Source organism: Rhodococcus sp. YH1 (assembly GCF_009939605.1).
GTDB lineage: Bacteria > Actinomycetota > Actinomycetes > Mycobacteriales > Mycobacteriaceae > Rhodococcus > Rhodococcus aetherivorans.
Genome location: NZ_WVTE01000273.1, coordinates 1 through 12,756, shown reverse-complemented (window position 1 = coordinate 12,756; position 12,756 = coordinate 1). Strand labels below are relative to the sequence as shown.

Below are 12,756 nucleotides of genomic sequence, written 5' to 3'. Positions count from 1 at the left end.
CGGCGCCGGAGGGCGGCAGCCGCGCGACCACCGGGCGTCCGCGCGGGCAATTCGTGGATGGGTCCGACCGACGAGCGGGCGATCGCCGCGACGACGGGCTCGGCACGCGGAGATCGTCGACGCCAGCGCCCGCCGGTCGGCCACCGTGATCGGCAGCCCGTAGCGCACCGCCACCGACAGGTACTTGCCCGCGAACCAGCAGCGATACGCCGCCGCCGGCGGCAGCCACTCGGCCGGGGTGTGATCGCGCTTGTCCTCGTTCGCCGGGCCGTCCACCGCGATCAGGTTGTAGGCGACGTCGTTGGCGAACTGCCGGCGCCGTTCGGCCGGCCAGGCCGCCGCCCCGAGGTCCCACGCCGCCGCCAGGGGGTAGATGTGGTCGATCTGGACGGCCCGGCCCTCGGCGCGACGGAATTCGAGCCGCGTCCCGGTGTACGGGTCGGTCAGCGTGCCCGACAGGACGACACAGTCGCCGGTGCCGGGCCGGAACGCCACGTCGCGCAGATCGCGGGCGAGCACGTTGTTGCGGGTGTCGCACCCGTCGCGGCCGCCTGGTCCCGGATGGTCGTCGGACCACGCCTCCCCGAACACGCACCCCTCGCCCGGTCCGCACCCCCGCTCGTACCCCGGCACCTGCGGCCGGTGCGGCACCACCGCCGCCCGCGCCAGCAACTGTTCGAGCTCGCCGCGGCCGGGGCTGCCCGGTGCCGGTGGTGCGTTCGACTCGATCCGGTCCCAACCCCACGACACGGCGATCGCGACCGCCACCACCAGCCCCCAGAACGCTGCGCCCCCTCGCACGCGGACATTCTCACCGACCGCACCGACAGCGGCGGCGCCGGTGCCCGCTCAGCCGTCGGTCGTCAGCGGAAACCGCGTCGCGTGGATGGACTCGATGGTGCGGCCGTCGTGCCCGACGATCCACGACCCCCCGTGCTGCCTGCACTCGGCGATCCGGTCGAACACGGTCAGCAGGAAGAACACCGCCTGCTCCGCGGTGGCGGTGGCGGCGAGCCGGTGGGACTCACCGTGTTTCGTCCCGTCGAGCCACACGCCGCACTGGCCGTCGAGCCGCATCGTGGTGATGTGCTCGGAGTCGACGAACGCGTACTTGACCTGCTCCCAAGGGGTGTGGGCGCTGTAGGCCTGTTCGAGGACCTGGATCATGATCGACATCGCAGTCTCCTGGTGGGTGCACCTGCAGCCCAGTGTCCTCCGGGGAGCGAGCCCGATCCAGGGCCGATCGTCACCGGCGCTCGGCGCACGCTCGGCACGACCGTCCCGCGCGGGCCCACCCGCCACGACGGCGGGCGTGCGCCCCAGCCCGTCACGACGGTGTCGGTCGCGGCTGGCACCATGGTGGGCATGCTGCACGGGCTGTGGTCACCGGGAGCGGGCCTGATGCTGTGGCGCGACGGCGACGACCCGCCCGACGACACACCCGCTGTACTGCGACGATGGATCGACCGGCCGTTCCGGCACCGCGTCGAGCTGCGTCTGCCCGGCGACGACGCTCCGCGGCGGATCCCCGCGGTGGCGGTCGCGCCGCCCGACGCCGCGGAGCTGCTGCTGGCGCTGCCGCGGCACGCCGAGGGGGTGGCCGGGGACCTGCGCTACCTCGCCCACGTCGCCCGCGGCATCGAGCGCTGGGCGCAGGCCGGGCGGGTGGCCCCGGAACTGCACCGCGCCGACGGGCAGTGGTGGGCCCGGTGGCGCCTGCTCGGCGGCGACCGGATCCGGGCCTGGACGGCCGAGCTGTCCGCCGCGATGCCGCCGGTGCAGCGGCAGGCCGGCCGGCCCGCGGCGCTCCTCGACGACCTCGCCACCGAGCTCACCGATCCGATCACCCGGGCGTTGATCGGCAACGTGGGTACCTCGCTGCATCCGCTGATCGCCGCCCTGGCCGAGGGGCAGCCGCACCACAGCGGCTCCCCGCGCATGGCCGAGGCGCTGGACGAATGGCGGGCCTCGCTCGCCGGAAACGAGCCCGACCTGGTGCTGCGGCTCGTCGAACCGGACGACGAGGAGGACGGCATCGGCGCCGACACGCTGTGGCGGCTCGAGGTGTGCCTGCGGTCGGAGGGGCAGGCGCCGGTGCCGGTGCCGGTGGACGGCTCCGACGCGCAGCTGCTGCAGATCGGGATCCGCAAGCTCGGCGCCGCCCTGAAGGCGTATCCGCGGCTGCAGGACGTGCCGCGCGACCCGGACAGCCTGGACCTGCTGCTGCCGACGGGGGTCGTGACCGACCTCGTGGAGCACGGTGGCCGTGCGCTGGGTGAGGCCGGCGTCGCGTTGCTGCTGCCGCGCGCGTGGGCGCGGCTCGAGCCGTCGCTGCGGCTGCAGGTGTCCTCGCCGGTCGCACCCGTCGCCGCCGAGGACGACACCGTCGGCATGAACGCGCTCGTCTCGTTCGAGTGGCAGCTTGCCGTGGGCGACATGCTGCTCACCCCCGCCGAGATGGAACGGCTGATCGCGGCCAACAGCGACCTGGTCAAGCTGCGCGGCAAGTGGGTGCAGGCCGATCCGATCGCGCTCGCGCGGGCCGCCCGCTACGTCGCCGGCCAGGGCGCGACGGACGCGACGCTGGCGACGTTGTTCGGCCGGTTCACCGGCGACGAGCCGCCCCCGGTGGAGGTCACCGACGTCGCCGCTACCGGCTGGGTGGCGACCCTGCTCGACGGGCAGGTCCGGCCCGAACCGGTGCCGCCCCCACCCGGCCTGCACGCGACCTTGCGTCCGTACCAGCAGCGCGGCCTGGAGTGGCTGGCGTTCATGAGCGGCCTCGGGCTGGGCGCGGTGCTGGCCGACGACATGGGCCTCGGCAAGACCGTGCAGGTGCTCGCGCTGCTCGCCCACGAACGGGCGGGCGGCGACGACGTGCCCCCGACGTTGCTGGTGTGCCCGATGTCGGTGGTGGGCAACTGGCAGCGCGAGGCCCAGCGGTTCGTCCCGGGCCTGCGCGTGCACGTCCACCACGGCCCGGCGCGGTTGCGCGACGCCGCGCTGGCCGCGGCGGTCGCCGACAGCGACCTGGTGATCACGACGTACGCGCTCGTCGCGCGTGACGTGGCGCCGTTGAGGTCGCTGCGCTGGGGCCGGGTGGTGCTCGACGAGGCCCAGCACGTGAAGAACGCCGCGACCGCGCAGTCCCGCGCGACGCGGGCGATCCCCGCGCGGCACCGCGTCGCGCTCACCGGCACCCCCGTGGAGAACCGGCTCGAGGAACTGCGATCGATCCTCGACTTCGCCAATCCCCGCCTGCTGGGTTCGCCGTCGACGTTCCGGGCCCGGTTCGCCGTCCCGATCGAGCGGGAGCGCGACGCGGCCGCCGCCGCGCGGCTGCGGGCGTTGACGTCGCCGTTCGTGCTTCGCCGCGTCAAGACCGATCCGTCGGTGATCTCGGACCTGCCGGAGAAGTTCGAGCAGACGGTGCGGGCCAACCTGACCGCCGAGCAGGCGGCGCTGTACCGGGCGGTGGTCGACGAGATGATGCGGCAGATCCGGGACAAGGAGGGCATGGCCCGCAAGGGCGCGGTGCTCGCCGCGCTGACCCGGCTCAAGCAGGTGTGCAATCACCCCGCGCACTACCTGGGCGACGGCTCCGGGGTGCTGCGGCGGGGCCGGCACCGTTCGGGCAAGCTCGGGCTGGTGGAGGACATCGTCGAGTCGATCCTCGCCGACGGCGAGAAGGCGCTGCTGTTCACCCAGTTCCGGGAATTCGGTGAGCTGATCGCCCCGTATCTCGCCGAGCGGTTCGACACCACGGTGCCGTTTCTGCACGGCGGGGTGTCCAAGGGCCGGCGCGACGCGATGGTCGCCGCGTTCCAGGGCGACGGCGGCCCGCCGATGATGCTGCTCTCGCTCAAGGCCGGCGGCACGGGCCTGAACCTGACGGCCGCGAATCACGTGGTGCACCTGGATCGTTGGTGGAATCCGGCGGTGGAGAACCAGGCCACCGACCGGGCGTTCCGCATCGGCCAGCGCCGCGACGTGCAGGTCCGCAAGCTCGTGTGCGTCGGCACGCTGGAGGAACGGATCGACGAAATGATCGCGGGGAAACAGGAATTGGCGGAGCTTGCGGTGGGAGCGGGCGAGAACTGGATCACCGAGCTGTCCACCGAGCAGCTGCACTCGCTGCTGTCCCTGGGCGACGAGGCGGTGGGCGAGTGAGCCCGGCCGGCGGGTTCGACCGTTACGGCAAGCGCCGGCGGGTCGTCGGCGGCATCGAGGCGCGGACGAAGCGCGGGTCGATCGGACGCACCTGGTGGTCGAAGGAGCTGGTCTCGGCGATGGAGCAGGTCGCCGACAAGGGCCGGCTGGCGCGGGGCCGGACCTACGCCCGGTCGGGACAGGTGGTCTCGATGCGGCTCGAGCCCGGCGTGGCGGTGGGGGAGGTGCAGGGCAGTCAGCTGCGCCCGTTCACCTCGACGGTCTCGATCCGCACGCTCGACGAGGAGGCGGTCACGGAGCTGATCGGCCGGGTGCGGTCGGCTCCGGGCATGCTGGTCCGGCTCGCGGGTGGTGCGCTGCCGGAGGAACTGGGTCCGCTGCTGCTGCCGCGGCGCGCCGGTGAACTGGACTTCGACTGCACGTGCCCGGACGACGGGTGGCCGTGCAAACACGCGGCGGCGGTCGGGTACCTGCTGGCCGAGCACGTCGACGAGCAGCCGCTGGCGGTGCTCACCCTGCGCGGGGTCGACCTGAACGCATTGATCGGCGGGGTGGACGCCGCCGAGACCGACGACGAGGACTTCTACGGGGACGCGATCCGGTTGCCGGATCTGCCGGCCGAGCCGTACCGGCCCGCGCTGGACGATCTCGATCCGATGCTGTTGCGGCGGGTCCTGCGGGCCGGCGGCACCGACGAGTCGGTGGTCATCCGCGGTGCCGCCGACCTGGAAGAGATGTACCGGCGGCTGCGATAGGCCGCTCCGCGGCCGGTGCGTCCTTTGGGCGGCTGGAGCGACCCAAAGGACGCACCGGCGGCGCAGCCGCCTATGGACATACATGGACTTCCAACTATAGGATGAGCACACATTGCCGGGGGTGTCGTCCGCTGCCCCCGATCATCCCACCGAAACACGAGAATTCGACCAGTTAGGACGGATCCGGACATGAGCGTTCGAGAACTCACCCACTTCGTCGGGGGCAAGCACATCCCCGGTGCCTCCGACCGGTTCGCCGACGTCTTCGACCCCAACACCGGCGAGGTGCAGGCCCGGGTTCCGCTCGCCGACGTCGCCGAGGCAGAGGCCGCCATCGCGAACGCCGTCGAGGCTCAGAAGGAATGGGCCGCGTTCAACCCGCAGAAGCGCGCCCGCGTGCTGATGAAGTTCCTGCAGCTCGTGCAGGACGACATGGACAACCTCGCGCGGCTGCTGTCCTCCGAGCACGGCAAGACCGTCGCCGACGCCAAGGGCGACATCCAGCGCGGCCTCGAGGTGATCGAGTTCGCCACCGGCATCCCGCACCTGCTCAAGGGCGAGTTCACCGACTCCGCCGGCACCGGCATCGACGTCTACTCGATGCGCCAGCCGCTCGGCGTCGTCGCCGGCATCACCCCGTTCAACTTCCCCGCGATGATCCCGCTGTGGAAGGCCGGACCGGCCATCGCGTGCGGAAACGCGTTCGTGCTCAAGCCTTCCGAGCGCGACCCGTCGGTGCCGCTGCGCCTGGCGGAGCTGTTCATCGAGGCCGGGCTGCCCGCCGGCGTGTTCAACGTCGTCAACGGCGACAAGACCGTCGTCGACGTGCTGCTGACCGACGAGCGCGTCAAGGCCGTCGGCTTCGTCGGCTCCACGCCGATCGCCCAGTACATCTACGAGACCGCCGCCGCCCACGGCAAGCGCGCCCAGTGCTTCGGCGGCGCCAAGAACCACGCGATCGTCATGCCCGACGCCGACATGGACCAGGTGGCCGACGCCCTCGTCGGCGCCGGCTACGGCTCCGCCGGTGAGCGCTGCATGGCCATCTCCGTCGCGGTGCCCGTCGGTGAGGAGGCCGCCGAGGCTCTCGTCGCCAAGCTGAAGGAACGCGTCGCCGAGCTGAAGGTCGGCCGCAGCGACGACCCGAACGCCGACTTCGGCCCGCTCGTCACCGCCGAGGCTCGCCAGCGGGTGCACGACTACATCCAGTCCGGCATCGACGAGGGCGCCGAGCTCGTCGTCGACGGGCGCGACTTCGTGCTCGAGGGCCACGAGAACGGCTTCTTCTCCGGCGCCACCCTGTTCGACAACGTCACCGCGGAGATGAAGATCTACCGCGAGGAGATCTTCGGTCCCGTCGTGATCGTCGTCCGCGCGCACGACTACGAGGAGGCCCTGCGGCTGCCCTCGGAGCACGAGTACGGCAACGGCGTGGCCATCTTCACCCGCGACGGCGACACCGCCCGCGACTTCACCAACCGCGTCAACGTCGGCATGGTCGGCGTGAACGTGCCGATCCCGGTGCCGATCGCGTACCACACCTTCGGCGGCTGGAAGCGGTCCGGCTTCGGCGATCTCAACCAGCACGGCCCGGACTCGATCCGCTTCTACACCAAGACCAAGACCGTCACGCAGCGCTGGTTCTCCGGCCTGAAGGAGAACGCCGACCACTTCGTCATCCCGACGATGGACTAGGACGAGATACCGATGTTCACCCTCACCGACGACGACCGGGCGATCCGCGACACCGCCCGCGACTTCGCCGCCGAGTTCCTCGCCCCGAACGCGGTCGAATGGGACCAGACCAAGCACTTCCCGGTCGACGTCCTGCGCAAGGCCGCGGCCCTCGGGATGGGCGGCATCTACGTCCGCGAGGACGTCGGCGGGTCGGGCCTGCGTCGCCTCGACTCCGTCCGGATCTTCGAGGAACTCGCCAAGGGCTGCCCGTCCATCGCCGCCTACATCTCCATCCACAACATGGTCACGTGGATGATCGACCGGTTCGGCAACGACGAGCAGCGCCGCCGTTGGGTCCCCGGGCTCTGCTCGATGGACCAGCTCGCGAGTTACTGCCTGACCGAGCCCGGCGCCGGCTCCGACGCGGCGGCCCTGAGCACCAGGGCCGTCCGCGACGGCGACGAGTACGTCCTCACCGGCGCCAAGCAGTTCATCTCCGGCGCCGGCACGTCGGACGTGTACGTGGTGATGGCCCGCACCGGCGACCCCGGCCCGCGCGGCATCTCCGCGATCATCGTCCCGAAGGACACCCCCGGGCTGTCCTTCGGCGCCAACGAGAAGAAGATGGGCTGGAACGCCCAGCCCACCCGGCAGGTGATCTTCGACGGTGCCCGGGTGCCCGCCGAGAACCTGCTCGGCGAGGAGGGCAGCGGTTTCCGCATCGCCATGCACGGGCTCAACGGAGGCCGGCTCAACATCGCCGCGTGCTCGGTCGGCGGCGCTCAGGCCGCGCTCGACAAGACCGTCGGCTACCTCGCCGAACGCAAGGCGTTCGGCGAGCGGCTGCTCGACTCGCAAGCCTTGCAGTTCCGGCTCGCCGACATGCGCACCGGCATCGAGGCCTCCCGCACCCTGCTGTGGCGCGCGGCCGACGCGCTGGACCGGAATGCCGACGACGTGGTCGAGCTGTGCGCCATGGCGAAGCGATTCGCCACCGATGCCTGCTTCGACGCCGCCAACGACGCGCTGCAACTGCACGGCGGCTACGGCTATCTTGCCGAGTACGGGCTCGAGAAGATCGTGCGGGATCTGCGGGTGCATCAGATCCTCGAAGGAACCAACGAGATCATGCGGGTGGTCGTCGCGCGCAGCGTGGTGGCCGCGGCGCAGAACGGAGCAAAATGATCGAGACGGAAGACGTCCTCGTCCGGGTCTCCGGCGGCATCGGCCGGATCACCCTGAACCGGCCCAAGGCCATCAACGCCCTGAACTACGACATGGTGAAGGCGACGGCCGCCGCGCTCGGCGAGTGGGCCGGGGACGACTCGGTCCGTGCGGTCGTCGTGGACGGGGCGGGGGAGCGCGGCCTGTGCGCCGGCGGTGACATCGTCTCGATCTACCACGACGCCCGCGACGGAGGCACCGGCTCGCAGGACTTCTGGCGCGACGAGTACATCCTCAACGCCGCCATCGGCCGCTACCCGAAGCCGTACGTGGCGCTCATGGACGGCATCGTCATGGGCGGCGGCGTCGGGATCGCCGCCCACGGCAACGTCCGCGTCGTCACCGAACGCTCCACGATCGCGATGCCCGAGGTGGGCATCGGCTTCGTCCCCGACGTGGGCGGCACCTGGCTGCTCTCGCGCGCACCGGGCGAGCTCGGCACCCACCTCGCCCTGACCACCGGCCGGATGACGGCCGGCGACGCCATCGCCCTCGGTTTCGCCGACCACTTCGTGCCGTCCGAGGCGCTCGACAAGTTCGTCGCCGCCCTTGAATCCTGCACGGTCGACGAGGCGCTCGCCGAATTCGCCCAGCCGGCCCCGGAGTCGCCGCTGCTCGCGCAGCGCTCCTGGATCGACGCCGCCTACTCGGCGCCGACCGTCGAGGAGATCGTCGCCCGCCTGCAGGCCGCCGAGGAGCCCGAGGCCCGCGCGGCCGCCGAGCAGATCCTCGGCAAGTCGCCCGTCGCGCTGAAGGTGACCCTGCGATCGGTGCGCCACGCCCGCGAACTCGGCAGCCTCGAAGAGGTGCTGAACGAGGAGTACCGGGTGTCCCTGGCGTCGTTGCGCTCGCACGACCTCGTCGAGGGCATCCGCGCGCAGGTGGTCGACAAGGACCGCAACCCGGCGTGGTCGCCGGCGACCCTCGCCGACGTCACCGACGCGGACGTCGACGCGTACTTCCAGCCACTCGGCGAGCTCGAACTCGGGCTCGTCGCACCCGAGAAGGAAACCGCCTGACATGAGCACACTGCCGAACGTCGCCTTCCTCGGTCTCGGCCACATGGGCGGGCCGATGGCCGCGAACCTCGTCAAGGCCGGCTACCCGGTCACCGGTTTCGACCCGGTGCCGGCGGCCCAGGAACAGGGCCGCGCCGACGGCCTCACGATCTCCGAGTCCGCGACCGACGCGGTTCGCGACGCCGACGTCGTGATCACGATGCTGCCCAACGGCGCCCTCGTGCTGAAGCTGTACGACGAGGTCCTGCCGGCCGCCCGGCCGAACACGCTGTTCGTCGACAGCTCCACCATCGACGTCGCCGACGCGCGCGCCGCCCACGAGAAGGCCGTGCAGGCCGGGCACCGCGCCATCGACGCGCCCGTCTCCGGCGGCGTGGCCGGTGCGGCCGCCGGCACCCTCGCCTTCATGGTCGGCGGGTCGGAGGAGGACTTCGAAGCCGCAAAGCCGCTGCTCGAGGTGATGGGTCGCAAGGTCGTGCACTGCGGCGGGTCCGGCGTCGGCCAGGCCGCCAAGATCTGCAACAACATGATCCTCGGCGTGTCGATGATCGCCATCAGCGAGGCCTTCGTGCTCGGCGAGAAGCTCGGACTGACCAACCAGGCCCTCTTCGACGTCGCGTCCAACGCCTCCGGCCAGTGCTGGGCGCTGACCAGCAACTGCCCCGTGCCCGGGCCGGTGCCCACCACCCCCGCCAACAACGACTACCAGCCCGGATTCGCCGCCGCGCTCATGGACAAGGACCTCGGTCTGGCCGCGAACGCGTTGCGCGCCAACGGCGTCGACGCCGAGCTGGGGCTGCGGGCCGCGGAGATCTACCACCGCTTCAACGAGTCGGGTGGCGGCGGACTGGACTTCTCGGCCATCATCACCGAGATCCGCAACCGCTCGACAGAACAGGAAACCCAGTGACGGACTTCGAGACGATCCTGCTCGACCGCAAGGACCGCGTCGGCATCATCACACTGAACCGGCCCAAGGCGCTCAACGCCCTCAACAGCCAACTGATGCGTGAGGTGGTGGCGGCCGTCGAGGAGCTCGAGGCGGATGCCGGTATCGGCGCCATCCTGCTCACCGGCTCCGAGAAGGCGTTCGCCGCGGGCGCGGACATCAAGGAGATGGCGCCGAAGACGTTCTCCGAGGTGTACGCGGAAGACCTGTTCTCGCAGTGGGATCGGCTCTCCTCGGCCCGCAAGCCGATCATTGCCGCCGTCTCCGGGTACGCCCTCGGCGGCGGCTGCGAACTGGCCATGCTGTGCGACTTCATCATCGCCGCGGACACCGCCAAGTTCGGCCAGCCCGAGATCAAGCTCGGCGTCATCCCCGGCATCGGCGGCTCGCAGCGGCTCACCCGCGCCGTGGGCAAGGCCAAGGCGATGGACATGTGCCTGACCGGCCGGAACATGGACGCCGAGGAGGCCGAGCGCGCGGGCCTGGTGTCGCGCATCGTGCCGGCCGCGGACCTGTTCGACGTGGCGCTCGAGGCCGCGACCACGGTGGCGTCGATGTCGCTGCCCGTCGCGATGATGGCCAAGGAAGCGGTCAACCGGTCCTTCGAGACCACCCTCGCCGAGGGCGTGAAGTTCGAGCGGCGGGTGTTCCACTCGACGTTCGCCACCGCCGACCAGAAGGAAGGCATGGCCGCGTTCGTCGAGAAGCGCGCGCCGGAGTTCAAGCACGTCTGATCGTCGTCCTCGACCGGGGCCGTTCCGCATCCTGCGGGACGGCCCCGATCCGTGTCACCACCTGGTGGGATCGCCTCCGGTGTCGAAGTCGCCGGCGTCGCGGCGCAGGCCGGCCAGGATCCGCAGCAGCGTCTCGAGCTGGTCGTCGGGCACGCCGGGCCGGGCGAACACCTCGGCGTTGAGCTTCTCGGTGGTCTCGACGGCCAGCGCCCGCCCCTCGTCGGTCAGTTCGACCAGTGTGGCGCGACGGTCGCTCGGGTGCGGGGTGCGGCGCACGAGCCCCGCGGTCTCGAGCCGGTCCACGGCATTGGTGACGCTGGTGGGGTGGACCTGCAGCCGGGCGCTGGCCTTCGCCATGGGCAGCGCCCCGGTCCTGGTGAAGTGCAGCAGGGTCAGCAGTTCGTACCGGGCGAACGTGAGCCCGAACGGTTTGAGAACCTCCTCGACCCGCGCCATCATGATCTGCTGCGCGCGCATCACGGAGGTCACCGCGGCCATGCCGTCCGCGACCTCACCCCAGCCGTGGGCCGTCCACTGGCGGTGGGCCTCGGCGATCGGATCGAGCGGTAGGGGTGCGGGCATATGTCGATCATCCCATGTCGCACGGTCTGGACGTGACGTGGACACGGCTTCCGGACCCCGCCGGGGCGGCCCGCGAACCGGCCGCCGTGAGTGAACGACACGCGGCGCGCGTGCGAACGGCACGTGAACATCGCACGGCGCCGAAAATCGCGTCCCCTCCGCCCGATTCGCGGCGGCTAGAGTGCGCGCGTGCACATCCTGTTCGTCTGCAGCGGCAACGTCTGCCGGTCCGTGATCGCGGAGCGGCTGACGCGGGCCTACGCGTGCGAATCGGGGTGGGCCGACCTGACCGCCGAGAGCGCGGGCACGCGGGCCCTCGTCGGGTATCCCGTCGAACCCCGCGCGGCCGCGGTCATCGCCGGTCTCGGCGCCGACGCGAGCGACTTCCGCGCCCGCCGGGTGACCGCGACGATGGTCGAGGGCGCCGACCTGGTCCTGACCATGAGCGAGGAGCAGCGCGACCGGGTCGCCGGCCTGACCGCCGGCGCCGCGGCGAAGTCGTTCACTCTGACCGAGGCGCACCGCATCGCGACCGTCACCGGTGCGGAGACGATCGCCCGGCTCGACGCCTGCCGGGATCCCAGCGGCGCGGCCCGCACCCCGAACATCCCCGACCCGATCGGCCTGTCCGAGCAGGCGTTCGTCGAGACCGGGGATCTCATCGCCGCCGCGCTGTTCCCGCTGCTCGACGTCCTCGCCGCCGCGGCGGTCGCCGCGGGTCAGCGACAGGCGTAGTCCGGGAACCGCTCGTCCACCTCGGCGTCGCTCAGACCGAAGTCCTCGAGCCGGTAGCGGTGCGCCGGCCGGCGATCCCCGCTGCGGCTCTCGGCGTGCAGCGCGGCCATCGCCTGTTCGGCGCCGGCGGTGAGCGGGATGCCGAACCGGTCGTAGATCGCGCCGACCGTGCCGAGGGGATCGGCGACGAAGTCGCGGTAGTCCACGTCGACGAACCGATCCGGGTGGTGCCGGCTCCGTGCCGCGGTGAACGTGTCGAGCCCGCGCGCCCACAGGTCGAGCTGGCTGCGCCCGATGCTCGCGCCCCGGAAGGTGTGCGACCAGCCGTCGGTGGCGTGCGCGGCCAGGCTGCACACCGACGGGATCACGGTGCGCGGGTCGCGGTGGGTGACGACGATCAGCGCGTCGGGGTAGACGGTGAGCAGTTCGTCGAGTGCGAACAGGTGGCTCGGGTTCTTCAGGACCCAGCGCTTGCCGGCGTCGGGCAGCCCGATCAGCTGCAGGTTCCGGCGGTGCCGGGCGTACGCTCCGGTCCAGTCCTGCCGCGCGAGCCAGCGCGAGTAGGTGGGCAGGTGCGCGAGGCATTCGTAGGACACCGATCGGAAGGACTGCCGCAGCAGCTGCCAGCACTCCTCGACCTCGCCGGCGGACATGTAGTGCACACCCATGAACTCCGGGTGCTCGACGTGGTGCTGCGCGAACCCGGCCTCGATGGCCGCGAACGCCGGGTTCCCGGCCCACGTCTCGCGCGGCGGCCGTGGCTGCGGCAGCTCGGTCAGCCACATCTCGAGTCCCTGGTGGCCGGGGTCGGCGGTGAGCAGGCGGTGCAGCGCGGTGGTGCCGGTGCGGGGGAGGCCGGTGACGAAGATCGGCCGTTCGATCGCGACGTCGGCGTGCTCGGGGTGCGCGCG

General features: G+C 71.6%; 11 protein-coding genes and 1 pseudogene. 8 read left to right on the top strand and 4 right to left on the bottom strand.

The features are described 5' to 3' along the window. Window positions 1–102 precede the first annotated feature (102 nt). Window positions 103–768: pseudogene (locus AIIKEEIJ_RS28190) on the bottom strand (HNH endonuclease family protein); the annotation flags it as partial. An 81-nt stretch (window positions 769–849) separates the two neighbouring features. Further along, complete coding sequence (locus AIIKEEIJ_RS28185) at window positions 850–1,176, bottom strand: hypothetical protein (RefSeq protein ID WP_006940172.1); 327 nt, start codon at window positions 1,174–1,176, stop codon at window positions 850–852. Window positions 1,177–1,365: 189 nt separating this feature from the next. Between AIIKEEIJ_RS28185 and AIIKEEIJ_RS28180 the strand changes: the two genes are divergently transcribed. From AIIKEEIJ_RS28180 to AIIKEEIJ_RS28150, 7 genes are all read left to right on the top strand, one after another. Continuing rightward, window positions 1,366–4,170, top strand: a complete 2,805-nt coding sequence (locus AIIKEEIJ_RS28180) for an SNF2-related protein (RefSeq protein WP_202917723.1) — start codon at window positions 1,366–1,368, stop codon at window positions 4,168–4,170. Beyond that, a complete protein-coding gene (locus AIIKEEIJ_RS28175) occupies window positions 4,167–4,925 on the top strand; it encodes an SWIM zinc finger family protein (RefSeq protein ID WP_161997039.1) in 759 nt (252 codons plus the stop codon). Before AIIKEEIJ_RS28180 ends, AIIKEEIJ_RS28175 begins: the two co-directional genes overlap by 4 nt. 189 nt (window positions 4,926–5,114) lie before the next feature. Beyond that, on the top strand, window positions 5,115–6,620 hold the full coding sequence (locus tag AIIKEEIJ_RS28170; protein ID WP_006940176.1) for a CoA-acylating methylmalonate-semialdehyde dehydrogenase: 1,506 nt from the start codon (window positions 5,115–5,117) through the stop codon (window positions 6,618–6,620). A 12-nt stretch (window positions 6,621–6,632) separates the two neighbouring features. Further along, on the top strand, window positions 6,633–7,787 hold the full coding sequence (locus tag AIIKEEIJ_RS28165) for an isobutyryl-CoA dehydrogenase (RefSeq protein ID WP_161997038.1): 1,155 nt from the start codon (window positions 6,633–6,635) through the stop codon (window positions 7,785–7,787). After that, window positions 7,784–8,845 carry a 3-hydroxyisobutyryl-CoA hydrolase gene (locus tag AIIKEEIJ_RS28160; protein WP_161997037.1) on the top strand — a complete coding sequence of 354 codons (1,062 nt, stop codon included), beginning with the start codon at window positions 7,784–7,786 and terminating at the stop codon, window positions 8,843–8,845. The genes AIIKEEIJ_RS28165 and AIIKEEIJ_RS28160 overlap by 4 nt, the downstream gene beginning before the upstream one ends. 1 nt (window position 8,846) lies before the next feature. Next, window positions 8,847–9,755 (top strand): 3-hydroxyisobutyrate dehydrogenase, encoded by a 909-nt coding sequence (mmsB, locus tag AIIKEEIJ_RS28155; protein WP_006940179.1) that lies wholly within the window; start codon window positions 8,847–8,849, stop codon window positions 9,753–9,755. Further along, window positions 9,752–10,528: an enoyl-CoA hydratase gene (locus AIIKEEIJ_RS28150; RefSeq protein WP_161997036.1), complete on the top strand. Its 777-nt coding sequence runs from the start codon at window positions 9,752–9,754 to the stop codon at window positions 10,526–10,528. Before mmsB ends, AIIKEEIJ_RS28150 begins: the two co-directional genes overlap by 4 nt. Before the next feature lie 54 nt (window positions 10,529–10,582). Here the strand turns inward: AIIKEEIJ_RS28150 and AIIKEEIJ_RS28145 are convergent, their stop codons facing one another. Beyond that, window positions 10,583–11,110, bottom strand: coding sequence for a MarR family winged helix-turn-helix transcriptional regulator (locus tag AIIKEEIJ_RS28145; RefSeq protein ID WP_006940181.1), 528 nt, complete (start codon window positions 11,108–11,110; stop codon window positions 10,583–10,585). A gap of 189 nt (window positions 11,111–11,299) precedes the next feature. Between AIIKEEIJ_RS28145 and AIIKEEIJ_RS28140 the strand changes: the two genes are divergently transcribed. Then, on the top strand, window positions 11,300–11,845 hold the full coding sequence (locus AIIKEEIJ_RS28140; RefSeq protein ID WP_006940182.1) for an arsenate reductase/protein-tyrosine-phosphatase family protein: 546 nt from the start codon (window positions 11,300–11,302) through the stop codon (window positions 11,843–11,845). Here the strand turns inward: AIIKEEIJ_RS28140 and AIIKEEIJ_RS28135 are convergent. Further along, on the bottom strand, window positions 11,830–12,756 hold a 927-nt coding region (locus AIIKEEIJ_RS28135), incomplete at its 5' end, for a sulfotransferase (protein WP_161997035.1). The two genes, AIIKEEIJ_RS28140 and AIIKEEIJ_RS28135, sit on opposite strands and share 16 nt — an antisense overlap.

Bases quoted from the DNA above. Each gene is read 5' to 3' on its own strand.
- AIIKEEIJ_RS28185 (WP_006940172.1), bottom strand. From the start codon at position 1,176: ATGTCGATCATGATCCAGGTCCTCGAACAGGCCTACAGCGCCCACACC.
- AIIKEEIJ_RS28180 (WP_202917723.1), top strand. From the start codon at position 1,366: ATGCTGCACGGGCTGTGGTCACCGGGAGCGGGCCTGATGCTGTGGCGC.
- AIIKEEIJ_RS28170 (WP_006940176.1), top strand. From the start codon at position 5,115: ATGAGCGTTCGAGAACTCACCCACTTCGTCGGGGGCAAGCACATCCCC.
- AIIKEEIJ_RS28165 (WP_161997038.1), top strand. From the start codon at position 6,633: ATGTTCACCCTCACCGACGACGACCGGGCGATCCGCGACACCGCCCGC.
- AIIKEEIJ_RS28160 (WP_161997037.1), top strand. From the start codon at position 7,784: ATGATCGAGACGGAAGACGTCCTCGTCCGGGTCTCCGGCGGCATCGGC.
- mmsB (WP_006940179.1), top strand. From the start codon at position 8,847: ATGAGCACACTGCCGAACGTCGCCTTCCTCGGTCTCGGCCACATGGGC.
- AIIKEEIJ_RS28145 (WP_006940181.1), bottom strand. From the start codon at position 11,110: ATGCCCGCACCCCTACCGCTCGATCCGATCGCCGAGGCCCACCGCCAG.